We start from the raw sequence: 23,750 nt of genomic DNA, 5'->3' as shown, positions 1-23,750 counted from the left end.
ATCTTGATCTCAAATTTCTTCTGTGTGTTTTTATTATGATCATATCTTAACTATGCTAGACGTTAAAAATCTCGACATACAATTTTTCAATAAAGAAGATCAGTCATGGCTTAAGGCTGTAAATCAGGTCAATTTCAATATAGCAAAAGGAAAAGTACTAGGAATAGTAGGTGAGTCAGGTTCAGGAAAATCTGTAACGTCTTTTTCTATTATGCGACTACACGATAGAAAAAGTACAAAAATCACTGGTGAAATTAACTTTCAAGAGGTCAACCTCCTCAATTTAACCTCAGATGAAATCAGAAAATACCGGGGAAATAAAATTGCCATAATATTTCAGGAGCCTATGACTTCCTTAAATCCTGTTTTCACATGTGGTAATCAGGTAAAGGAGGCTATAATTTTACACCAAAACGTCGATAAGCATATAGCAAAAGAAAAAACCATTGCTTTGTTCAAAGAAGTGCAATTACCACGACCAGAAAACATTTTTGATAGTTATCCACATCAATTGTCGGGTGGACAAAAACAAAGGGTAATGATTGCAATGGCTTTAAGCTGCAATCCGGAATTACTTATAGCAGATGAACCTACCACTGCACTGGATGTAACCGTACAAAAAACGATTCTTGAACTGCTCCTGAAACTTAAAAATGAACGTGGCATGACTATGATTTTTATTACTCATGACCTCTCTGTAATCAGTGAAATTGCAGATGAAGTAGCGGTGATGTATAAAGGTCAGATTGTAGAACAAGGTTTAGCAAAAAAAATATTCGATAACCCTCAGCATCCTTATACCAAAGGACTACTCGCCTGCAGGCCAAATCCACACAAGCTAATAAAAAAACTCCCTGTAGTAGCTGATTTTTTAGAAGGAAAAAATGAAGATGAAATAAACACTTATACAATTAGTGAGATTGAAGCTCGTCGGACATTACTTTATGGTTCAGATCCTTTATTGCAGATAAAAAATCTATGCACCTGGTACCCCATAAAAACTGGATTATTCGGCAAAGCAAAAGAATACGTAAAAGCAGTTGATGACGTTACTTTTAATGTATTTCCTGGTGAAACACTCGGCCTGGTTGGCGAATCTGGATGCGGCAAAACTACACTGGGCAGGAGCATTATCAGATTGGTAGAGCCAACCTCAGGGAAGCTCATTTTCGAGAATAAAGATATAACCAATTTAAAAGCAACTGAGTTAAGAATGCTGAGACGCGATGTACAGATTATTTTTCAGGATCCCTATTCAGCACTTAACCCACGTCTCACAGTAGGAACCGCATTAATGGAGCCATTACAAGTACATAATATGTTTCAAACAGACTACGCACGTAAGAGTCATGTACTAAATTTATTAAGTCGTGTGGATTTAAAACCTGAACATTTTAACAGATATCCACATGAGTTTTCAGGGGGACAAAGGCAGCGTATTGTAATCGCAAGGGCATTGGCTTTACAACCAAAATTTATCATTTGCGATGAATCAGTTTCTGCATTGGATGTTTCAGTCCAGGCTCAAGTGTTAAATCTGCTTAGAGAACTCCAACAGGAATTTGGATTAACCTATATATTTATCTCTCATGACCTGGCTGTTGTGAAACACATTTCCGACAGAATGATTGTTATGAATAAAGGTAAAATCGAAGAACAAGGCTTCCCTGAAGATATTTACAATAATCCCCAAGCTGAATATACTAAAAAGCTAATCGCTGCAATTCCTGGAATATAAGCGTTTCGTATTTAATCCTTAAAGCAAATTCCTTCTACTCGTCTTCCTTCAGCTTGGCAGATAGACGGATCAATGCTGTATTGATTGCTCTTCTAATCTCCCTTTCTTTAACCTTATTGTAATGTCTTAACAACACCATCGCTTTAAAAACAGCAGCATCTTTGTTTAGCTGAATGGTTTTAACTGTCAAACCATTATCCATTACATTTGCTGAATAACCGGCAATTACCTTGTTTAGATAATTCTCTAAAAATTCTGGAGTATAGCCATTCTTCAAAGACATATCGAACTCTATACTTAGTTTTTTAATATTCTGTTTAGACTGATTGATGATTACAGAACTAAAAACAACGGAATTCGGTATAATCACCATATCGCTATCTTCGTTTTGCAGGATCATATTGATCAACGTAATATCCAGAATCTTTCCCTCATGCTCCCCCATTTTGATATGATCGCCCAGTGATAAACGATCAGAAAACATAATGATCAAACCATTAATCATGTTGGTTACATAATCCTTAAACGTAAGCGCTACTGCAGCTGCAACAATGGAAACACTAAAAACTAATTCCTGCAATGTCACATCCAACAGTGATACAAAGGCCATTACTAAGAATACCGTATCTAGAATTGAGGTTATCCGATCTATCCCTAAAATAAAATTATCCTTAATATTACTTTTAAACTTCTGCTTACGGATGTACAAATAAATGATAACCATTCGCAAAATTGATATCAGCAAACTAGGGCCAAAGAATACCATTGCCGCCCCGGCAACCTTCCTTATACTCGGATATTCAACATAAAAAGTTGGTTTATTAATATATAAATAGGCCAGAAATAAGTAAACAACAGCTTTTATTCCAATAATGAGGAGCTCTTTACCTGGTTTCCTTTCTCTGTATTCAATCATGTTAAATCGTTTTAATTTCGTCAATACCTGAGTAATCAAAGATACAAAATCCAACAATACTCGCTTCAAATTGTTACCTTCGGGTGATTCATATATAGATTATGGCAAAAAAGAAATCTTCTCATCTAGAACTCGTTTTAACACAATTAATTAGCGACGTACTGGAAAAAAGTAATAATGAGGCTTTGAACTATAAACAGGTATCTGCTAAATTAAATATTACAGACGCAGCATCCAGAGAAACCATTCTTGAGGTACTGAAAGATCAAACTAAAAAAGGTGTCTTTACAGAAACCGAAAAAGGAAAATTCAAGTTAAAAGACCTAAAAACATTCCTGACTGGTAAAATAGATATGACTGCCGATGGATCAGCATTTGTTATTCCTGATGATGAATTCGAAAAAGACATATTTGTATCTGCCAGGAAACTGCATAATGCATTACATGGAGATAAGGTAAAAGTATATGTTTATGCAAAAAAGAGAGGACGAAAAAATGAAGGTGAAGTTGTAGAAATTATTTCCCGAAATAAAACCGATTTCATTGGAGTCATCAAAATATCAGACCGTTACGCTTTTGTAAATATCGATGACCGAAAAATGTTACATGACATTTTCATACCTTTAAGTGATGTTAATGGGGCTAAAAATGGACAAAAAGTACAGGTAAGCATAACAGAATGGCCAGATGGTGCTAAAAATCCAATTGGAAGAATTATGAATATCCTGGGCGAACAAGGTGAAAACAACACCGAAATGAACGCCATTCTTGCACAATATGGCTTCCCGCTTAGTTTCCCTCCAGAAGTAGAGAATGAAGCCAACGCCATTGCGGAAACGGTAACCCCTGCCGAAATGGAAGGTCGAAGAGACTTTAGAAACACGGTTACCTTCACCATAGACCCGGCAGATGCCAAAGACTTTGATGATGCTATATCTTTCAAAACTTTAGAAAATGGTAATTATGAAGTAGGTGTACACATTGCTGATGTTTCACATTATGTAAAACCAAATAGTAACCTTGATAAAGAAGCTTATGCCAGAGCAACTTCTGTTTACCTGGTAGACAGAGTGATTCCTATGCTGCCAGAAAGGTTGAGTAACGGAGTATGCTCCCTACGCCCTAATGAAGATAAACTATGCTTTGCTGCTGTATTTGAAATGGATGATCAAGCAAACATTATTTCAGAATGGTTCGGACGTACAGTTATCCACTCTAACATGCGCTTCAGTTATGAAGATGCACAACTTATTATCGAAAAGAAAAAGGGGAACCATGCAGAAGAAATTTTAAAACTCAATGAGTTAGCACATACATTACGTGAAAGAAAGTTTAAAAATGGAGCAATTAGTTTTGAAAGTACTGAAGTGAAGTTTAAACTGGATGAACATGGTAAACCTATTGGTGTTTATGTAAAAGAACGCAAGGATGCTCATAAACTCATTGAAGACTTCATGCTTCTGGCTAATCGTAAAGTAGCGGAATTTATAGCAAAAAAAGGTAAAGGCAAACAAAAATATACTTTTGTATATCGATCTCATGATTCGCCAAACCTGGAAAACTTAAACAGCTTTGCCTTATTTGCTGCTCGTTTTGGCTATAAAATTAACATGAAATCAGATAAAGAGATTGCAAAATCTCTGAACTATCTAATGGAAGATGTCGAGGGTAAAAAAGAACAGAACGTCCTTACACAATTAGCAATAAGGTCAATGGCAAAAGCAATTTATACTACAAAAAAAACCAGCCATTATGGTTTAGCATTTGATCATTATACACATTTCACTTCTCCAATCCGTAGATATCCTGATATAATGGTTCATCGGCTACTGGCTGCTTATTTAAACAACGAGAAGTCGGCCAATGAAGAAGAATATGAAATAGCGGCCTCTCATTCTTCCGCTATGGAAAAACGTGCAGCAGATGCAGAACGTGCTTCTATTAAATACAAACAAGCTGAATATCTGGAAGAAAATGTAGGCAATATCTTTGCTGGTATCATTTCAGGGGTTACTGAATGGGGTATGTATGTGGAGCTGACTGAAAACAAATGTGAAGGTATGATTCGTTTGCGAGACATAACTGATGACTTTTATGTCCTGGATGAAAAAAACTACTGTATAGTGGGACAGCGCAAACAGAAAAAATACCAATTAGGTGATGAGGTAATGGTAAAAGTAAAAAAAGTAGATCTGTCGAAACGACAAATAGACTTTTCATTGATTCAACAATAAAAAATATAATATTCCGGTTAACCCGTTTTTAAAAAATGTATACTCCTAATCAATTACAAGAAGCTATAGAAAACGCTGTTCAAAACATAAAATATCCTGCACATCCGGAAAGACTTTACGAGCCTATCCGATATATCATGAGCTTAGGAGGAAAAAGAATCAGACCTGCACTTACTTTAATGGCAGCAGGACTCTTTGATGATAATCTCGATAAAGCAATGCCTGCTGCTTTAGCTATTGAAACCTTTCATAATTTCACATTGATTCATGATGATATTATGGATAATGCTCCTTTGAGAAGAGGGAAGCAAACGGTACACGAAAAATGGGGTGTGAATAATGCCATTTTAAGTGGAGATGTGATGATGGTAGAAGCCAACAAACATCTTTCAGAGTTGGACAATAATATATTGAAAGCTGCATTACATACTTTTAATGCTACTGCACAGGGGGTATGTGAAGGCCAGCAACTTGATATGGAATTTGAAGAACAGGAAACGGTAAGCATTGCAGACTATATCAATATGATTCGCTTAAAAACGGCAGTATTACTAGGAGGTGCAATGAAACTAGGTGCACAGGTTGCCGGTGCTACAGAACAACAAGCTGAACAGCTGTATGAATTCGGCGAAAATCTGGGAATTGCTTATCAGCTACAGGATGATTTGCTGGATGTTTATGGTGATCCTAACAAATTTGGAAAACAAGTTGGAGGCGACATCATCGCCAATAAAAAAACTTTATTATTGCTAAAACTACGAGAGTTAGCCAATAGCCTAGATCTTGAGAAACTTGCAATACAAAGCGACAATAAAGACCTTACAGAAAAAATCAATCATGTAATAGATCTATATGATAAATATGACATAAGAAGTCTGGCCATTGCTGAAATGAAAAACTATTCTGACAAAGCTTTTCATGCTTTAGAATCATTAGATCTTGCTAAAGAACGTAAATCCGAATTATTTAAGCTGGCAGAACAGATTCTTAACAGAGAACATTAGAATTAATTAAACCAGCTTTACTATTGAGTAATTTTTTCCACAAAAAATACCCAAATCACGGGATTTTTAACGCATAATACCCAAATTAAACGCTTGAAAAGGCGTTTAATTTGTGGTTCCAAAATTGTCTTGTATGAGCTATGCAAGAAATTCTGTCCAAAAAGAACATAGGCGAACGAATTAAGGAACTCAGGGTGAATAATGGATTATCACAAGCGTTCATAGCGAATGTTTTAAACTTATCCAGAAGTAACTATTCACAGATCGAACTTGGTAACCAGTACCCTACTTTCAACACGCTCCATGAAATAGCAACATATTATTCAAAAACTTATGAATGGCTTCTTCATGGGACTACCATAGAACAATCCAATGAAACTCCAGAAAAGATTGGTCTGATTTTAAATGAGCTGGAAACAGCATTTAAAAGCTTTAGTTCTTCCTTAAAGAAGCTAGAACACGAATTAAATATGGTTAAATCCAGAAAATATAAAACACGTAGCTAGTCCTAAATGTCAAAAATAAATAAGGCCTGATCATAATATGATCAGGCCTTATTTATTTTATATAGAAGTGTTTCTTGACTATTCTGCAGATGCAGCGTCAGTAGCTTCTGTTTCAGCTTTAACTGCCTTTTTTGCAGGTGCTTTTTTAGCAGGTGCCTTTTCAGCTTTAACAGCAGGTGCTGCCGCAGCTTTCTTTGCAGGTGCTTTTTTCTCTACAACTTCAGCAACAACTGCTGCAGGTAAAACAGAAACATAAGATTTGTTATCTTGTTTCTTTTTGAAGATTACAGTACCATCAACCAAAGCGAATAACGTATGATCTTTACCAATACCTACTCCTTTATCAGGATGATGTTTTGTACCACGTTGGCGTACTATGATGTTTCCAGAAATTGCATCTTGTCCACCAAAGATCTTAATACCAAGGCGTTTACTATGCGATTCACGTCCGTTCCTGGAACTACCGGCTCCTTTTTTATGTGCCATCTTGTTTTATATTTTATTAACTACCGAAATGAACGGTATTTTTTGTTCAACAATAATTATAAACTGATACCAGAAATCTGGATCTTGGTGAAATATTGACGGTGACCATTTTTCTTTTTGTAACCTTTTCTACGTTTCTTTTTGAAAACGATTACTTTATCACCTTTTAAATGAGACACGATTTTAGCTGAAACCGATGCACCTTTCAATGTAGGAGCTCCTACAGAGATTTTACCACCATCTTCAACCAACAATACATTGTCAAATTCAATACTAGCGCCTTCATCTCCTTGCAAACGGTGTACAAAAAGGTGCTGGTCTTTTGCAACTTTGAATTGCTGCCCTGCTATATTTACTATTGCGTACATTGTTAATTAGTTATTTATTTGAAATTGTTTATTTTTATTGAGGTGCAAATATAGAACTTTATTTTCTAAATTCACAAACGAATTAGTTTTTTGATGGCAACTGTTTACCATAACGTTCCTCTGCTTCGTTAATACTCTGCGTTAAAAGGGTTTTCATCTGCATTGCAAGTCCTTTAAGCTTCTGATTGCCATTATAATCTGCAAGAAAAACAACCTCTTTAGACTTCTTTTTATAATTAAACTTCATCACATAACGGGGCACTGTAGAAGTTTTAAGGTCAGTTCCTGAATTCGCCATCAGATCTGGAAAATTCCAGAAGCCTAACTCATTTGCCTTTGAATGCAAATATAAAATATCGTCTTTCCTCAATTTCACATTAGTTCTGATTATAGAATCCTTTGCGTTTACATACTGGTAATCACCCGTCGCTGAATTATAAGAATTCTCCAGATTATTTCCCTCTCCCCACTTAAACTCAATCGACTCAAATTCCTTTAACTTGTACGGGGCATTACGCAACATTGGTGTATAATAAACCACACAATAGATTAAAAAAGGAACGATAATCGTTAATGCCAGGAATATTTTCTTTGCTTTATCACTCATAATTTATGCTTCTTTAATTTCAACTACCTGATCTGGATTATATTCTCCCTCCCATTTGGCAATTACTACTGTTGCCAAACAATTCCCTATTACATTTAATGACGTTCTTCCCATATCCATTAATTCATCTATTCCTAAAATTGCAGCAATAATAAAAGTTGGTAATCCAAACTGATCTGCTGTCGCAATCAAAATAATTAACGATGCTCTTGGTATCGCTGCCACCCCCTTGCTCGTAATCATCAGTGTAAATACAATCAGCAACTGTTCGCCAAAGCTTAAATGCATCCCAGCCGCCTGCGCTACAAAAATTGAGGCGAGCGATAAGTATAATGTTGTGCCGTCAAGATTAAAGCTATACCCGGTGGGAATTACAAAGGAAACAATTTTACGTGGAACCCCGAAATTCTCCATCGCACTCATTGCCTTAGGCAAAGCCGCATCAGAACTTGTAGTCGCAAATGCGATAGAAACCGGTTCTTTAATAGCACTGATAAACTTTAATATCGGTATTTTCAGATACAGTGCAATAGGGAGTAATACAATCAAAATGAATGCGATCAGGGCCATATAAAGTGTAGCAACCAACATAAAAAGATGTTTCAAAATTTCAACCCCCATATGTCCTACCGTGTATGCCATAGCAGCTCCCACACCAATCGGAGCAAAGTACATTATGATATTAGTGAATTTAAACATCGTTTCCGATAAACTCTCACAGAAATCGACCATTGGTTTCCGTTTCCTTTCATCCACCATAGCAAGACCGATACCGAAAATAACAGAAAAAATTACAATCTGTAAAATCTGTGCATCATATACTGATTTAACAATATTCTCTGGAAAAATATTCCTGAAAAATGCCAGTGTCTTATACAACCAGTGTACACTATCTGGTAGTGTACTCAATATACTTTCATCAATAGGATCTTTAACAGGTTTAGGAAGTTCGTTATGTGGCATATTCTGTACATTCACGCCTACTCCTGCATGGGTAATATTAATTGCAGCAAGCCCTATAAATAAAGCTATTGTAGTAGCGCAATAAAAATAAAGCATGGATTTCCAGGCCATTCTACCTACCTGCTTTAAATCTGAGTGTCCGGCAATTCCATACACAAGGGTAGCAAATAAAATAGGGCCGACAATGGTTTTAACCAACTTAATAAACCCCTTACTTAAAGGCTGCAAAGCCACTGCTACATGTGGATAATCTATCCCAACAAAAACCCCCAATAACATACATACCAGAATCCAGGTAGTAAGGTTTTTTCTAAATAAAGCAAAAATAACAAGTTGTATAGCTAGTATCCATCTTGTGGCCATCATCACATTATCAGGAATATCAGCAATATTAAAATCATTTAAAACACCAAGCAATGAAGCTATAGTAATAAACAAGAAAGTAATCAACCCGACACGGTTTTTTTTCATAAAAGAGGTTTGTTTGATTCGCAACAAAAGTAATTATTTGCCTGAAGCCAGCAAACATTTATTATTTTTGAACTGAGCTGGTTTGTAACAATATAGCTTTATTCCAATCAAACCACCATTAGCCGTTAATTAATGGAAAAAAAAGATCAACTATTTAAGCAGATTTTCGATACAAACTCTAAAAAGATATTCCATTTATGTTATGGTTATACCGGAGATGAGGATGCTGCGAACGATTTACTCCAGGAAACTTTTTTGAAAGTCTGGCAAAATCTGGATAAATTCAGAAACAAGTCGCTCATATCTACCTGGATATATCGGATTGCAGTAAACACATGTTTAACTTATTTAAGGTCTGAAAAAAGACAGGCAAAAGATGAGCTTACTGACAACATTATTGAAAGCAGACCAGAAGAGTTCTCAGAGAAAAATGAACAAATTGCTCTTCTTTATAAATCTATTTCAAAACTGGAAGAAAACGACCGTCTGATTATTACTATGGTACTTGATGAACTACCATACAATGAAATAGCAGAGATATCAGGAATAAGTGAAGGAAACCTCAGGGTCAAAATTCACCGTATTAAATTAAAACTTACCGAATTATACAATCAGCATGCAAGAATTTGATCACATACAATCGCTTTGGCAGTCACATTCGGTTGAGGTTAAGATCTCATCTGATGAAATGCTTCAACAAGCAAAAAAAGAGGTAAACGGTATTCGCAATAAATCCTTTTTCAATATAATAGGAATGATGGTATCATTTGTAGCAATAGCTGTACTATGGTTATTTTTTGACTTCAACTCCTGGACTACACATGCAGGATTAACTCTTTTCCTATCTGCAATTGCCGTATCTACATTTACATTATACAGAAGCCATCGCCTGCTTGCGCAACACGATTTCACAACAGATCCTAATGAGTTTCTGAAGAGCCTAAAAAGTTATCAACTTAGCAGGTATAATCTTTACAGTAAAATGTATTGGGTATATGCAATACTTCTAAGTTTCGGAATTACCATGTACTTTTTTGAGATCCTGAGTTATTTTGACTTATGGGCACAGTTACTGATCATATTATTTTGTTTTGGATGGATTATTTTCTGTTCAACGTTAGTACGCAAATCAGTTATGAAAAAGGAAAAAGAAAGAATTGCACTCTTGATAGAAAAATTTGAACGTATTGAAAATCAGCTCAAGGGACAGTAAAATCAAGCCATAAAAAAAGTCATCCGAACTTAGTCGGATGACTTTATTATTAACTAACCCAAATTAAATTCATCCAAATCTATATACTGGGCTTCCTGCTTCAAATCTAGCTTTAAACTTTCATTTAACGATAAGCGAAAATCACCATTAAACTGAATTTTACCTGTATTGGCCTGGTGTTACATTGAAAGAATTCCTGAACAACCTGATAAACGAACTAGGACATTCAAAGCCCACAATATCCACAATCTCACTAACCGGAAAATCGGTATTTCTGAGTAGATACTTTGCCTGATGTAATCTTACTTTGGTCAGGAATTGATGTGGAGAAAGCTGATAAGCCTGTTTAAAGGTACGTAACAAATGATTTACTGACAAACAGGAAATCTGTGCTATTTTATCCAGCTGAATGCGTTCTTTATAATTACTGATCATATAATCCCTCGCTACAGACAAACGCCTCATAATTTCTGTTTTGGTATTTCCGTTTAAAAACGGCAAAGAAGCCTCTCTTTTAATCACCTCTGTTTCATACAGCTCATAATAATCAAGTAAAGCATGATTCAGATATTCTTCTAAAACGAGAGGATCGGTATTTTCAGTTTCCAACTGCTTAATCAACTGCATCACATTAAACTTCATGTCACCCAATAGAGGACAAATAAACTCTAACAATGGAGTTTCCCTGTGATAAAAGCTCACTGAATATTCGGGTGATAAATATTCTTTAAAAAGACTAGAGCACTCAAATCCTTGTATAAAAACCGGCTCAAACAATACAGAAAGCATATTAACTTCCTCTTCAGATGCAATTTCCTTAGTATAACAGCTACCCGGATTTATAAAAATAAAACTCCCGGGCACTAACGTTATATTACGTTTTTCAATAGTGAAGTTTACCTCACCTGTCAGTACAACATGCAGCGCATACTTCCCGGTAAGGTCATGACAGACAGAATTATAAGTGCATTCTCTTATAATCTCGGCTCCATTAACCAATGTCTTATTATACTTCATATATTCACGCTGAATTAGTCCCTATAACTAACTGAGGATGAAACAAATTTAATATATGATAAATAAAAAACCCTAACCCCTAAAGGGGTATTTTTCTTTTTAATTATATTTACAATCACATAAATTTATTTTATTTAAACTCGTGACTTACCTCAAATCATTATTTACGATGTTGCTCCTGCTCATCTCTATCATGAGAGGTTTTGGGCAGCGTTATAATTTTGAACAATACGACATACAAGACGGATTAGTACAGTCACAGATTACAGCCATTACTCAGGACAAACAAAACCGACTTTGGATTGCTACGCTCGGAGGCTTAAGTCGGTTTAACGGTAACGAGTTTACAAACCTGAGCAAAACCGATGGATTAAGTAGCAACTTTGTTCTTTCCTGTGCATTTAATAAAGAAGGCAGCTTATTTATTGGAACAGAAAAAGGCTTATCGATTTATAAAAACGATAGCCTTTACAATTATCCAGGAATAAAAGTCTGGACTGAAGGACTGACTCTGGCAGCTTCGGGCACCATGTATGGCCTGTCTGGTGAGAATCTGATTAGAATAAAAGGTGCAAAGGCAGAATTGGTGTATGTTACCGGCGATACAACTGAAATTGTAACTGCATTAAAAACAGATGCAAAGGGAAAAACCTGGGCAGCAGTTTATAAAAATGGATTGTATTACTTACAAGGTGATAAATGGCATAAAAAAGTACTATCCAAAAAAGATGATCAGCTAATCATTGGCAATTTCCTTGTAGACGCATTTGTAAAAGACAGAATATGGATACTGACTATTAACGGTTTGTTCTTAGCTGAAAATAATGAAATAAAACCTGCTTTTGCGAACACTATAAAAAGAATAACGACTTTAAACCAGGATGAAAAAGGAAATTTATGGTTAGGCACAAACCACGGTGCATGGTTAATTTCGAAAGACAAAACCATTCATTTTAATGCAAAGAATGGTTTTACAGACAATGTTGTCAACAGGATATTCAGAGATAAGGAAAACAATATCTGGTTGGGTACAGATGGCTCTGGAATATTTAAATTTAATAGCAACGACTATGTGACTTACGATGATTCGCAAGGACTGAAAAGCAACATTGTAATGAGTGTAATTAATGGTCCTGAACCTGATGAGATTTGGATAGGAACTTACAATGGCATTTTTTCACATAAAAACAATCAGGTTAAACCGGTCGCGATCACTTCCGAGGACGATGACACTAAACGCATAAGTTTTATGTTTAAAGATAGCAGAAACCAAATTTGGGTTGGAACTGCTGGCGGTGGGTTGTGGCGCTATAGCAACAATTTTTTTGAAAGAGTAGACGCAGGAAGCAGGTCTTTCTACTGTAACGCTATACTAGAGGATAGGCATAAAAATATTTGGATATCTTCAAACATGGGTTGTTTTTTCCTGGATAGCTCAACGAAAAAGATAAATAGGGTTACTCAAAAGGCCAGTACCAGCCTACTGGAAATTGGCAACAATATGATGATAATAGGTAGTCAGGATGGTGCCACATTAGTCCGGAATAATAAAAACTTAACACCTTTATCATTTAAGCCTTTAATCGGATCCAATATCTTATCAATGCTTAAATATGATGATCATATATTTTTTGGAACTGCAGATAATGGTCTTATTATATGGGATTTTATAAAAGGAAAAACAAAACAGATCAGCTCTAAAAATGGATTATTTTCTGATCATGTATACAGCTTACTCCTTGATAAAAAAGGAATAATATGGATCGGAACAGGTCGTGGAGTGAATAAGATAACGACAAAAGGTTTCAGGGTCTTAAAAAAAGAGAACAACTTACTGATGGAATGCAATCAGAATGCGATATTGGAGAATGGAGATAATGTCTGGGTTGGGACAACCAAAGGTGCTCTGGTTTACAACAATAAGAATATAAGCACGACTTCTAATAAGCCTCACATTTTTATAAATTCAGTAAGCATTTTAGCTCAAAATAAAACGGGTAATCAAAATGCAACCCAGGTTATTTACAAAGAGCATGAACTGGATAAAAAGATTATACTACCTTATAACCACAACCATTTGAATATTAGTTTTACCGGCATCTATTTCAGTAATCCAAAAAGTGTAATGTATCAATACAAACTTCGCGGATTAGATCACAAGTATAGTAAGCCCAGTACAACCTCCTCAGTCAACTACACAGCACTTCCTCCTGGAAATTACACCTTTCAGGTAAGGGCAATTACAATGTCAGGTATCAGATCAGAGAATTATGCATCATTCCATCTGGAGATTACCCCACCTTATTACCAGAGCACCATTTTCAAAGCCTTTATCTTAGTCATTATCCTGTTGTTTATAATGATTTCTGTATACATAATCATTAACTTAAATGAAAGACAGCGTAAATTAAGGCTTAAAATTAAGCTTGAGGAGCAGTTTAAAGTCAGAAAACAAACTGCAGAAGATTTTCATGATGATATCGGTAACAAATTGACCCGGATTACAGTCTTATCAGAAGTACTAAGTAGCATGACTAATGATAATGACCATGAAAAAAGAGCCATTATACAAAAAATAAAAACCAATGTTAATGAATTGTATAGTGGTGCAAAAGATATTTTATGGTCACTTGATCCAAAGAATGATACTTTAGGAGAGCTATTAACAAATATTAAAGATTTCGGTTCTGAAATGTTTGATGATACTCCAATTAGTTTTAAGGATAAAATAGATGTAAATGATACCAGTAAAAGGCTTCCGTTAGAGCTGAGCAGAAATATATTGATGATTTTTAAAGAAGCCATAAATAATGCATTGAAATATTCTAAAGCAGACCAGATTGACTTTACGGCTAAGATGATTAATAACCTTTTAAAGATTCAGCTTAAGGATAACGGAAAAGGATTTGATACCAGCATAGAAAAAAGTGGTCGTGGACTAAACAACATGCAGGTAAGGGCAGGACGAATAAAAGGAAATCTAAAAATAACTTCCAGCAGCGAAGGAACAAAAATAACACTCTCCATTGTACTTTAACACATTCGATCTTAACGTTCTCAGATATTTTAACGTTCTACGTTATAAATTAAAAATGTAAAGATGGATATAAAAGCAGAAGCAAGAATTGTAATTATAGAAGATGACCAGACTATCAGAGAGGGCTATACATACCTGATTGACCACACCTCCTCATACCAGGTGGTAAATAGTTATCCATCATTTGATGATGCCAGAAATTTAATTATCAAAGATAATCCTGATGTGATTATCCTTGATATACAGATGTCGGGTACCAATGGAATAGATGCAATCCCAATCCTAAAAAAACTGCTTCCACAAGTGCACATCATTATGCTAACCGTTCATGATACAGAAAAGGTTATTCTTGAAGCGTTAGCGAACGGAGCGAACGGCTATTTCACAAAAAACACTCCTTCTTCAAAAATCATTGAAGCAATTAAAGAGGTATTGCAGGGAGGCGGACCAATGAGCCCCAACGTAGCGAAAAAAGTAATTACATCTCTACAAAAGAATTTTGATTCACCACTCACAAAAAGAGAAACCCAAATCCTTGGACTCATTACAAAAGGGAAAGACCGTTCACAAATTGCATCAGAATTATTTATAGAAACAGAGACAGTGAAAACACATATCAAAAATATCTACGCTAAGCTAGATGTCAATTCAAAATCCGATGCCATTAAAGTAGCCCGGAAAAACAGACTTGTCTAGTTTTGCTTTTCTTGTTTCACCTCATTTACATTAAAACTGTTACCATTTAACTGGTATACCAGCATCTTAACATCACCAGCTTTGATCGACGTATCTTTTGGATTAACCAAAGGAAAAGAACGGAAGAGATTGCCATCCTTAATCAGGAATTTATCATTACCTGCGTAATCTTTTTTTGTACTACTACTTAATGGCGGAAAGCTGATTTTTCTAAAATCACCACCAGAGTATTCATAAACATTTAAGTCCAGTACATTTTTCTTGCTGAGTAACTCGATATAAATCTCCGGATTTCCGTCATTATCCATATCCATATTCCATGCATCGGTAATAATCCCCTTGCGTTCAGCAGAGAATGAATTGTACTTATTTTTCACAGAATCTGACATCAGAATCAAATATCCCCCTATACTGTCAACTCCTTTACCCCAACTCACGATCTCGAAATTAAGCCCGGGTTTTACACTAATATCTTTATAAAATGCAAATGGTCCCCTTGTCTTACTATCAGCAAGTGCAGCCACAGGCTTTTCAATTGCTACTTTTTCTTCATTATTATTACCGCAGGAAGCCATTAAAAGCACCCCTGCAAATAACAGGGAATGCTTTATTACATTTATCATTTTTTTCATCTATCTAATTAATTCGGTTCTAATTATATCAATGTATTATTACTTTGTTTTCACATCAGCAGCACCATTGTTTAATATCGTTTCTTTTACAACACTTTGCTTTCCCGAAGGTGTTATTACAATTGTTTTCAAAACCAGTTTCTTACCCTTTGAAACAGTAGTTTTTATCGGTTTAGTGTACAAAGCAGCAAGTTCAGAAGGCCTTGTGCCGTCAAAAGTATAATAAATTTTAGAACCCGGCATAGGCTCCTTCAGACTAATTTCAAATTGTTCACCATTTAATACCTTATCATTTTGCCCCAATGGGGTTGGTACCCAATAGTTTGCATCACTTTTATCTAGATTAGAAAAATGAATTGGTAAACGTTCCTCAGAAAAGTTTTTAAAGTCTTTACGAGAAGGTTGGGTCCAGGCTGTTTCCGATAAAGCAATCATTCTTGGTAACACGAAATACTCTACTTTAGAAGAGGTAGGAAGGTATTCACTCCACAAATTAGCTTGCACACCGATAATATATTTCTGCTGATCAGCAGTTAATTCTTTAGGAATTGGTTCATAATTATAAGCCAATGAATAAGGTGCCATACCTCCAATATTTGTCGGCTCATCTTTTGAATCGGACTGCGCATGATCAAAATAAAGACCTACGGGTCCACCCGGAGTCATGATCACATCATGATTTTGCTTTGCAGCAGCAATACCACCTTCTGTGCCTCTCCAGGACATAACTGTAGCATTTGGCGCTAGTCCACCTTCTAAAATCTCATCCCAGCCTATAATCCTGCGACCTTTTAAATTTACATGTTTTTCCATGCGTTGAATAAAATAGCTCTGCAATTCATGCTCGTCTTTTAAGCCAAGCTGCTTTATTAATTTCTGACAAAATTCACTTTCCTTCCAATACTCTTTAGGACTTTCATCCCCTCCTATATGAATATATTTTGAAGGAAAAATTGCAATCACTTCATCAAGTACATCTTGTAGAAACTTGAAAGTATTCTCTGATGGTACAAATACATCATCAAAAACACCAAATGTTTGTTGCACATATTTTCCTTTACGTGAGCCAGCCCATGGTGTATTGTCTGCAACATACGTATCTCTTTTAGGAAAGCAGCTTAGCTCCGGATAAGCTGCAATTGCTGCAGAGGCATGCCCGGGCATTTCAATTTCCGGAATCACATTGATAAACCTTGAAGCCGCATAAGCAACCACTTCTTTAGCTTCATTTTGTGTATAAAACCCCTTATAAACTTCATTGGTATTATTTACCCCCGGATGATGACCGATAATTGTTCCATTTCTACTAGAACCAATACTGGTCAGCTTAGGATATTTTTTTATCTCAATTCTCCATCCTTGATCATCAGTTAAATGCCAGTGAAAGTTATTGAGTTTATAGGTTGACATCAGATCGATGTATTTTTTGATAAATGATACCGGATACATATGACGTGAAACATCTAAATGCAATCCTCTGTATTTAAAACGTGGGTAATCATTAATTTCTGCTGCGCCAATCAAAATCTCATTATTTCGCTTTTCAGGCATCATCTGAATTAAAGACTGAACGCCATAAAACAAACCAGCACCTTTACCTGTAACAGTAATACTTTTGCTGCTGACATGAATACTATAGCCTTCATCAGGTAATTTTTCGGCTCCTGCAGAGTTCAAAACAATGCTACGATCACTAGCTGTCGTCGACTTAACTTCTCTAAATGAAAAACCAGCCTTGGTAACAATAAATGCATTAAGCAAATCCGCAGATTTAGCATTTTTAATATCATTGGATACCAACACTACTGTTTTATCCAATTTAAAGGTTCCTGAGTTCTTTTTGATCGATACCGGAGCTGGAATAATTCCCATATTTAAATCACTTTGCGCAGAAGTGCTGACATACAAAAATGCCAATAAAACAATTGATAATAGTTTCTTCATTACTAAGTTGCTAAGATTATGATTTCTAATCTAAGTTAAAAAAAACTTAATAATGATTACACAAAAAAAGCAGGACCACTAAATGATCCTGCTCAATATTATTTTTTCTTAATAATTAAGCTGTAGCACTAACACCATGCTCTTTGGCAGCCAGATAACGCTCGGCGTCTAATGCCGCCATACAACCAGAGCCGGCTGCTGTTATAGCCTGACGGTAATAACTATCCTGTACATCTCCACTTGCAAAAACACCTTCAACATTTGTTACTGTTGAGCCAGGAACTGTTTTAAGATAACCAGTTTCGTCCATATCCAACTGACCTTTAAAGATATCAGTGTTAGGTTTATGTCCAATGGCAACAAAAAAGCCCTGAACATCTAAATCCTGCTCAACACCAGTTTCATTATTTACAACCCTAACACCAGTAACAGTTTTACCATCACCCAATACTTCTTTAGTTTCAGTATTATAAATCACTTCAATATTTGGTGTATTTAGTACTCTGTGAACCATCGCCTTTGAAGCCCTGAATTCATCTCTACGTACCAGCATATAAACTTTTTTGCAAAGTTTAGCCAGATAAGTTGCTTCTTCAGCAGCAGTATCCCCAGCACCAACAATTGCTACATCCTGTCCTTTGAAAAAGAAGCCATCACAAACAGCACATGCTGACACACCGAAACCACTATATTTTTGTTCACTTGGTAATCCAAGGTATTTAGCTGTAGCACCAGTAGAAATAATTACTGTATCAGCTGTGATAGTTTTGATTTCATCAACAACAACTTTATGTGGTAATGAAGAAAAATCAACTGAACTTACATAACCGAAACGAATATCTGTACCGAAGCGTTCAGCTTGTTTGCGGAAATCTTCCATCATATCAGGTCCTGTTACTCCCGCCGGGTAGCCAGGGAAGTTATCTACCTCAGTAGTTTGAGTAAGCTGACCTCCAGGCTCCATACCTGTATACATAACTGGTTTAAGATCTGCACGAGCAGCATAAATTGCAGCAGTATAACCTGCAGGTCCTGAACCTATAATTAAACATTCAACGTGTTCTATTTCTTCTGACATATATTTTTATGAATTGTATTACAAATTTGATATTGTATTACAAAATTACCCTTTTTCCAACGATACACAAATAGCAAAAATGTAACAAATGCAACATTGTGATATCCGGATTATAAATGAGATCAGGTTTGGATAATTCCTACATTAAACCGCTTTTTAATCGGTGCCTGATTTGCAGCCTCAATCCCCATAGAAATAACTTTTCGGGTGTCTATTGGATCTATTACTCCATCAACCCATAGCCTTGCTGCAGCATAATATGGAGTGGTTTGACGGTTATACCTGTCTGTAATTTCATTGAGCAAGATCTCTTCCTTTTCGGGAGTAATGTCTTCCCCTTTGGATTTTAGTGAAGCTTCCTGAATCTGCAACAATACCTTTGCTGCCTGCGAACCACCCATTACTGCTATTTTAGCACTTGGCCAGGCATATATTAACCTGGGATCATAAGCTTTCCCACACATCGCATAATTCCCGGCGCCATAAGAATTACCGACCACAATGGTAAATTTAGGTACTACTGAATTAGCTACTGCATTAACCATTTTTGCACCATCTTTAATAATACCACCATGTTCAGAACGACTACCAACCATAAAACCGGTAACATCCTGCAGAAATACAAGAGGAATCTTTTTTTGGTTGCAATTCATGATAAATCGGGTGGCTTTATCTGCGCTATCAGAATAAATGACCCCACCAAACTGCATTTCTCCCTTCTTAGATTTTACCACCTTACGCTGATTAGCCACAATTCCTACTGCCCAACCATCAATTCGTCCAAGCCCACAAATTATACTTTGCCCATATAATTGTTTGTATTCTTCAAAATCTGAATCGTCTACCAATCGATGAATAATTTCCAACATATCATAGGGTTTTTCTCTGTTCTCAGGCAATACTCCATAAATCCCTTCCTGATCTAATTTAGGCAATACTGCTTTTACTCTGTCATACCCTGCTACCTGCGGTGCCCCCAACTTACTCATTATATTACGAATACTATCCAGACAAGCCTGATCGTTTGGGTGTTTATAATCTGTTACACCTGATATTTCGCAATGTGTAGTCGCCCCACCCAAAGTTTCATTATCTACTTCCTCTCCAATAGCCGATTTAACTAAGTATGAACCTGCTAAAAATACGGAACCTGTTCCATCCACAATCATAGCCTCATCACTCATAATGGGAAGATAAGCGCCACCAGCAACGCAAGAGCCCATAATAGCCGCAATTTGTACGATACCATCAGAAGACATCAATGCATTGTTTCTGAACATGCGTCCAAAATGCTCCTTATCAGGAAAAATCTCATCTTGCATTGGAAGATAAACACCGGCACTATCTACGAGATAAATAACTGGCAATCTGTTTTCCATTGCAATTTCTTGCGCTCTTAAATTCTTTTTAGCAGTCATAGGGAACCATGCTCCTGCCTTAACTGTTGCATCGTTAGCAACAATCACACATTGTCGGCCTGACACATAACCAATCCCACAAATTACCCCGGCAGAAGGACAACCACCTTGTTCTACATACATATCATCAGCAGCAAAAGCACCTACTTCCAGAAACTCAGTTTCCGGATCGATCAAATAAGCAATCCGTTCCCTCGCAAGCAACTTTCCCTTCTCCCTCTGTTTTGCCGCAGACTTCTCTCCCCCACCTTTATATATTTTCTTAAGCCTGGTTTGGAGCTCATAAACCGATTGCTTGTTAATGTCTTCGTTTTTGTTGAATTCTATATTCATGAAGGCAAGTTAAATTATATTTTTTATGGAACAAAAGTCCGTTTTGGGCTTTGGTATAAAATTCTATTTCTCTCCAGCAAATGTACTTTCCCAAAAAAAGATATAAAACAAAGGCCTGATTTTTCAATCAGGCCTTTAAAATTATGGCAATAAAGCTTTACCTTATTTACCAGTATATTTTTTAAATATTGATGTAGCAGTATGACCACCGAAACCAAAGGTATTGTTCAATACATAATTAACTGGCTGGTGAAGTGATTTCCCTAAAACTATTTTCAGTCCTGCAGGTATAGCCTCATCCAGCTCCTGTGTATTAATCGTACCTGGAATAATATCATCCTTTACAGACATAACACTAATGATACTTTCTATCGCACCGGCTCCACCCAAAAGGTGACCCGTCATAGATTTTGTCGCACTGATGGCAACAGGCAGATCACCAAAGATCTTTTTAATACCGTTCAATTCGCCAATATCGCCTAAACCAGTTGAAGTAGCATGTGCATTGATATAATCAATTTTATCTGCAGTAATTCCTGCATCAGCCAATGCCTTAGATATACCTAAAGAGGCTCCCAAACCATCCGGAGGCGTACCTGTTAAATGATAAGCATCTGCAGCCATACCACCTCCTACCATTTCAGCATAGATAGTTGCTCCACGAGCAATTGCATGTTCATATTCTTCCAGAATCAATGCACCTGCACCTTCACCAATCACAAAGCCATCTCTGTCTTTATCGAATGGACGAGACGCTGTAGCATGGTCATCATTTCTTTTCGATAATGCCTGCGCAGAACTAAATCCACCTACTGATGACTCAGTAATAGCCGCTTCTGATCCACCAGCAACCATAATAGTTGCTTTTCCTAAGCGAATAGTATCAAATGCACTGATGATTGCTGTGTTTGAAGATGCACATGCAGAAACAGTTGCATAATTTGGCCCATGTAATTTATGTCTGATTGAAATCACACCCGCAGCGATATCAACAATCATTTTAGGAATAAAATAAGGACTGAATCTTGGCGTACCATCACCTAAGTGATATTCTTTAAGTTGTTGCTCAAATGTACCGATACCACCGTTACCAGATGCCCAGATTACCCCCACTTCATAACGTTCCACTTCTGGCATATTTTCAAAGTCCAGTCCGGCATCTTTGATAGCCTGATCACTCGCAGCAATAGCATACTGAGTATATACATCGTATTTTTTCAGTTCCTTTTTGTCGATATATGCCTCAGCATCAAAATCTTTAACTTCTGCAGCAAAATTAGTTTTGAATTTTGAAGTATCAAATTTTGTAATCGCACCTACACCGCTTTTACCGGCTACAATGTTCTTCCAAAATTCTTCTACTGTATTTCCCACCGGAGTTACAGCACCTAATCCTGTCACTACTACTCTTTTCATATTTACTTGTTACATTATGTCAAAACAATGTGCTTTGAACAATTTATCTTAATATTTATCACCCTGCCAACTCTTTCCCAAGCCAAAAATAGTTGTTTTTCACCATTAAAGCTATTACCACTTTACCCCTTATCTCTTTCGGGCTGATTTTTAATGAATTAGCGACAAATTATATCAAATCGAAAACTTATAAAATAAACAAGGCCGGTGGATGCCGGCCATTGTCTAATTATTAACTACCATTTTAGTTTTTTTATGGATAGTATCGTTTACTTATTCTTGAAGGCAGTAACACCGCTTCTTAAATAATCTGCGTATTCTTTTGCGTTAAAATTAGCACCCTGTGGGGCCACTAAAGGATTAAGATCTTGTCCGGCCAGTACGTATAAAGGTTGTGCATTGGAAGCATATCTTGTAGCCTGAAAGTCCAGGTTCCAATAACCCAGGTCATCGGTATTGCGTTTCAGGATCTTAGAATAATGAACTTTCTCTGCAGGCATCTTAATGTTACGGTCATCAACATATAATTGAATAAGTACATATTCCTCTTTAATCAGTCGTCCAACCTCCTGGTCAATCCATACCAGATCTTCCATTCTGCGACAATTTACACAGGTATGTCCGGTAAAGTCTAACAAAACAGGTTTGTTCACTTTCTTGGCATATTCAACTCCCTCATCCAGATCGAAGAATACATTGAAGCCTACAGGTGCTTTTAATGATTCGCTATGTTTCACCTTAGTTGGGAAATCTGCTGATCCAGCTGAAGCTGCAGATCCATGTGCATTTAAAATGAAGTCCTGAGTGTTCATTGGAGGTGCAAGTCCGCTTAGTACACTTACAGGAGCTCCCCATAATCCGGGAACCATGTATACAGCGAATGAGAACGACAGGATAGCGAAGAACAACCTCGGTACAGAAACATATTTCAGCTCGCTATCGTGTGCAAACTTGAGTTTGCCCAATAGGTAGATCCCCATCAGGATAAAGATCACAATCCACAGTACCAGGAAAATTTCTCTGTCGAACCATTCCCAATGCCAGGCCAGATCTGCCGATGAAAGGAATTTTAAAGCTAAAGCCAGTTCCAGGAAACCCAGACATACTTTTACACTGTTTAACCATCCACCTGATTTAGGCATGCTGCTTAAAAAGCCTGGAAAGATTGCAGATAAAGTAAATGGTAAAGCTAAAGCCAATGCAAATCCGAACATACCTATTGCCGGAGCTAACAACTCCCCTTTAGAGCTGGCCTGCACTAATAAAGTACCGATGATTGGACCTGTACAAGAGAAAGATACCAAAGCTAAAGAAGCGGCCATAAAGAAAATACCGCCTAAACCTTTACTGTTGTCGGCCTTACTATCTATCTTGTTAACAATAGAGCTTGGTAAAGTAATCTCAAAGGCACCAAAAAAGGAAACCGCAAATACCACCAGCAAGATAAAGAACAGGAAGTTAAATAATCCACTGGCACTTAAAGCGTTTAACCCTGCAGAACCAAAGATCACAGTGATCAGCAAGCCGAAAGCTACATAAATCACAATAATAGAAAGTCCATAAATTAAAGCCTGACCAACCCCCTTACTTTTGCTCCCGGCCCTGTTTGTAAAGTAACTAATGGTTAAAGGTACCATTGGGAATATACAAGGCATCAGGAAAGCCAGAAAGCC

At 36.6% G+C, this 23,750-nt stretch carries 20 protein-coding genes; 8 read left to right on the top strand and 12 right to left on the bottom strand.

From position 1 onward, the window contains the following. Positions 1-52 precede the first annotated feature (52 nt). Complete coding sequence (locus ABDJ41_RS17485) at positions 53-1,738, top strand: ABC transporter ATP-binding protein (RefSeq protein ID WP_349787372.1); 1,686 nt, start codon at positions 53-55, stop codon at positions 1,736-1,738. A 34-nt stretch (positions 1,739-1,772) separates the two neighbouring features. On the opposite strand, the gene ABDJ41_RS17480 is transcribed toward ABDJ41_RS17485, so the two are convergent. Further along, entirely contained in the window at positions 1,773-2,654 is an 882-nt protein-coding gene (locus ABDJ41_RS17480; protein WP_349787371.1) for a mechanosensitive ion channel family protein, read from the bottom strand. A 101-nt stretch (positions 2,655-2,755) separates the two neighbouring features. Between ABDJ41_RS17480 and rnr the strand changes: the two genes are divergently transcribed. From rnr to ABDJ41_RS17465, 3 genes are all read left to right on the top strand, one after another. Further along, positions 2,756-4,888: a ribonuclease R gene (rnr, locus tag ABDJ41_RS17475; protein ID WP_349787370.1), complete on the top strand. Its 2,133-nt coding sequence runs from the start codon at positions 2,756-2,758 to the stop codon at positions 4,886-4,888. A 35-nt stretch (positions 4,889-4,923) separates the two neighbouring features. Beyond that, positions 4,924-5,892, top strand: coding sequence for a polyprenyl synthetase family protein (locus tag ABDJ41_RS17470; RefSeq protein ID WP_349787369.1), 969 nt, complete (start codon positions 4,924-4,926; stop codon positions 5,890-5,892). Between the two features lie 140 nt (positions 5,893-6,032). Continuing rightward, entirely contained in the window at positions 6,033-6,398 is a 366-nt protein-coding gene (locus ABDJ41_RS17465; protein WP_349787368.1) for a helix-turn-helix domain-containing protein, read from the top strand. A 78-nt stretch (positions 6,399-6,476) separates the two neighbouring features. On the opposite strand, the gene rpmA is transcribed toward ABDJ41_RS17465, so the two are convergent. The 4 genes from rpmA to ABDJ41_RS17445 form a co-directional block, all read right to left on the bottom strand. After that, on the bottom strand, positions 6,477-6,884 hold the full coding sequence (rpmA, locus tag ABDJ41_RS17460; RefSeq protein WP_349787367.1) for a 50S ribosomal protein L27: 408 nt from the start codon (positions 6,882-6,884) through the stop codon (positions 6,477-6,479). 56 nt (positions 6,885-6,940) lie between these two features. Further along, a complete protein-coding gene (rplU, locus tag ABDJ41_RS17455; protein ID WP_048904572.1) occupies positions 6,941-7,252 on the bottom strand; it encodes a 50S ribosomal protein L21 in 312 nt (103 codons plus the stop codon). 82 nt (positions 7,253-7,334) lie between these two features. Then, a complete protein-coding gene (locus tag ABDJ41_RS17450) occupies positions 7,335-7,859 on the bottom strand; it encodes a hypothetical protein (RefSeq protein ID WP_349787366.1) in 525 nt (174 codons plus the stop codon). A gap of 3 nt (positions 7,860-7,862) precedes the next feature. Beyond that, positions 7,863-9,293 (bottom strand): dicarboxylate/amino acid:cation symporter, encoded by a 1,431-nt coding sequence (locus ABDJ41_RS17445; protein WP_349787365.1) that lies wholly within the window; start codon positions 9,291-9,293, stop codon positions 7,863-7,865. 132 nt (positions 9,294-9,425) lie between these two features. Here ABDJ41_RS17445 and ABDJ41_RS17440 point away from each other — a divergent pair, with 132 nt between their 5' ends. Together ABDJ41_RS17440 and ABDJ41_RS17435 are read left to right on the top strand one after the other, a co-directional pair. Next, a complete protein-coding gene (locus ABDJ41_RS17440; protein ID WP_349787364.1) occupies positions 9,426-9,923 on the top strand; it encodes an RNA polymerase sigma factor in 498 nt (165 codons plus the stop codon). Then, positions 9,910-10,506: a hypothetical protein gene (locus ABDJ41_RS17435; RefSeq protein ID WP_349787363.1), complete on the top strand. Its 597-nt coding sequence runs from the start codon at positions 9,910-9,912 to the stop codon at positions 10,504-10,506. The genes ABDJ41_RS17440 and ABDJ41_RS17435 overlap by 14 nt, the downstream gene beginning before the upstream one ends. A 159-nt stretch (positions 10,507-10,665) precedes the next feature. Here ABDJ41_RS17435 and ABDJ41_RS17430 read toward each other — a convergent pair whose 3' ends face one another. After that, the gene (locus ABDJ41_RS17430; protein WP_349787362.1) at positions 10,666-11,523 is read right to left on the bottom strand and encodes a helix-turn-helix domain-containing protein; all 858 of its coding nucleotides are present in this window, start codon (positions 11,521-11,523) and stop codon (positions 10,666-10,668) included. Between the two features lie 142 nt (positions 11,524-11,665). Between ABDJ41_RS17430 and ABDJ41_RS17425 the strand changes: the two genes are divergently transcribed. Then, the gene (locus tag ABDJ41_RS17425; RefSeq protein ID WP_349787361.1) at positions 11,666-14,560 is read left to right on the top strand and encodes a ligand-binding sensor domain-containing protein; all 2,895 of its coding nucleotides are present in this window, start codon (positions 11,666-11,668) and stop codon (positions 14,558-14,560) included. A 63-nt stretch (positions 14,561-14,623) separates the two neighbouring features. Continuing rightward, positions 14,624-15,256: a response regulator gene (locus tag ABDJ41_RS17420; protein WP_349787360.1), complete on the top strand. Its 633-nt coding sequence runs from the start codon at positions 14,624-14,626 to the stop codon at positions 15,254-15,256. Here the strand turns inward: ABDJ41_RS17420 and ABDJ41_RS17415 are convergent. The 6 genes from ABDJ41_RS17415 to ABDJ41_RS17390 all read right to left on the bottom strand — a co-directional run. Next, positions 15,253-15,888 (bottom strand): hypothetical protein, encoded by a 636-nt coding sequence (locus ABDJ41_RS17415; RefSeq protein ID WP_349787359.1) that lies wholly within the window; start codon positions 15,886-15,888, stop codon positions 15,253-15,255. The genes ABDJ41_RS17420 and ABDJ41_RS17415 overlap by 4 nt on opposite strands. A 39-nt stretch (positions 15,889-15,927) precedes the next feature. Further along, positions 15,928-17,832 (bottom strand): beta-N-acetylhexosaminidase, encoded by a 1,905-nt coding sequence (locus tag ABDJ41_RS17410; RefSeq protein ID WP_349787358.1) that lies wholly within the window; start codon positions 17,830-17,832, stop codon positions 15,928-15,930. Positions 17,833-17,947: 115 nt separating this feature from the next. After that, entirely contained in the window at positions 17,948-18,910 is a 963-nt protein-coding gene (gene trxB, locus ABDJ41_RS17405; RefSeq protein WP_349787357.1) for a thioredoxin-disulfide reductase, read from the bottom strand. 122 nt (positions 18,911-19,032) lie between these two features. Then, positions 19,033-20,661 (bottom strand): acyl-CoA carboxylase subunit beta, encoded by a 1,629-nt coding sequence (locus ABDJ41_RS17400; RefSeq protein ID WP_349787356.1) that lies wholly within the window; start codon positions 20,659-20,661, stop codon positions 19,033-19,035. Between the two features lie 162 nt (positions 20,662-20,823). Then, complete coding sequence (gene fabF / locus ABDJ41_RS17395; protein WP_349787355.1) at positions 20,824-22,077, bottom strand: beta-ketoacyl-ACP synthase II; 1,254 nt, start codon at positions 22,075-22,077, stop codon at positions 20,824-20,826. A gap of 269 nt (positions 22,078-22,346) precedes the next feature. After that, on the bottom strand, positions 22,347-23,750 hold a 1,404-nt coding region (locus ABDJ41_RS17390), incomplete at its 5' end, for a protein-disulfide reductase DsbD family protein (protein WP_349787354.1).

This window comes from Pedobacter sp. ASV1-7 (assembly GCF_040203335.1).
In the GTDB taxonomy this organism is placed as follows: domain Bacteria; phylum Bacteroidota; class Bacteroidia; order Sphingobacteriales; family Sphingobacteriaceae; genus Pedobacter.
Note: the sequence above shows the minus strand (reverse complement) of the source record. Positions and strands in the feature narration are given on the sequence as shown.

Excerpts from the sequence above, each read along its gene's own strand:
- ABDJ41_RS17485 (WP_349787372.1), top strand. The coding sequence starts at position 53 with ATGCTAGACGTTAAAAATCTCGACATACAATTTTTCAATAAAGAAGAT.
- ABDJ41_RS17480 (WP_349787371.1), bottom strand. The coding sequence starts at position 2,654 with ATGATTGAATACAGAGAAAGGAAACCAGGTAAAGAGCTCCTCATTATT.
- rnr (WP_349787370.1), top strand. The coding sequence starts at position 2,756 with ATGGCAAAAAAGAAATCTTCTCATCTAGAACTCGTTTTAACACAATTA.
- ABDJ41_RS17470 (WP_349787369.1), top strand. The coding sequence starts at position 4,924 with ATGTATACTCCTAATCAATTACAAGAAGCTATAGAAAACGCTGTTCAA.
- ABDJ41_RS17465 (WP_349787368.1), top strand. The coding sequence starts at position 6,033 with ATGCAAGAAATTCTGTCCAAAAAGAACATAGGCGAACGAATTAAGGAA.
- rpmA (WP_349787367.1), bottom strand. The coding sequence starts at position 6,884 with ATGGCACATAAAAAAGGAGCCGGTAGTTCCAGGAACGGACGTGAATCG.
- rplU (WP_048904572.1), bottom strand. The coding sequence starts at position 7,252 with ATGTACGCAATAGTAAATATAGCAGGGCAGCAATTCAAAGTTGCAAAA.
- ABDJ41_RS17450 (WP_349787366.1), bottom strand. The coding sequence starts at position 7,859 with ATGAGTGATAAAGCAAAGAAAATATTCCTGGCATTAACGATTATCGTT.
- ABDJ41_RS17445 (WP_349787365.1), bottom strand. The coding sequence starts at position 9,293 with ATGAAAAAAAACCGTGTCGGGTTGATTACTTTCTTGTTTATTACTATA.
- ABDJ41_RS17440 (WP_349787364.1), top strand. The coding sequence starts at position 9,426 with ATGGAAAAAAAAGATCAACTATTTAAGCAGATTTTCGATACAAACTCT.
- ABDJ41_RS17435 (WP_349787363.1), top strand. The coding sequence starts at position 9,910 with ATGCAAGAATTTGATCACATACAATCGCTTTGGCAGTCACATTCGGTT.
- ABDJ41_RS17430 (WP_349787362.1), bottom strand. The coding sequence starts at position 11,523 with ATGAAGTATAATAAGACATTGGTTAATGGAGCCGAGATTATAAGAGAA.
- ABDJ41_RS17420 (WP_349787360.1), top strand. The coding sequence starts at position 14,624 with ATGGATATAAAAGCAGAAGCAAGAATTGTAATTATAGAAGATGACCAG.
- ABDJ41_RS17415 (WP_349787359.1), bottom strand. The coding sequence starts at position 15,888 with ATGAAAAAAATGATAAATGTAATAAAGCATTCCCTGTTATTTGCAGGG.
- ABDJ41_RS17410 (WP_349787358.1), bottom strand. The coding sequence starts at position 17,832 with ATGAAGAAACTATTATCAATTGTTTTATTGGCATTTTTGTATGTCAGC.
- trxB (WP_349787357.1), bottom strand. The coding sequence starts at position 18,910 with ATGTCAGAAGAAATAGAACACGTTGAATGTTTAATTATAGGTTCAGGA.
- ABDJ41_RS17400 (WP_349787356.1), bottom strand. The coding sequence starts at position 20,661 with ATGAATATAGAATTCAACAAAAACGAAGACATTAACAAGCAATCGGTT.
- fabF (WP_349787355.1), bottom strand. The coding sequence starts at position 22,077 with ATGAAAAGAGTAGTAGTGACAGGATTAGGTGCTGTAACTCCGGTGGGA.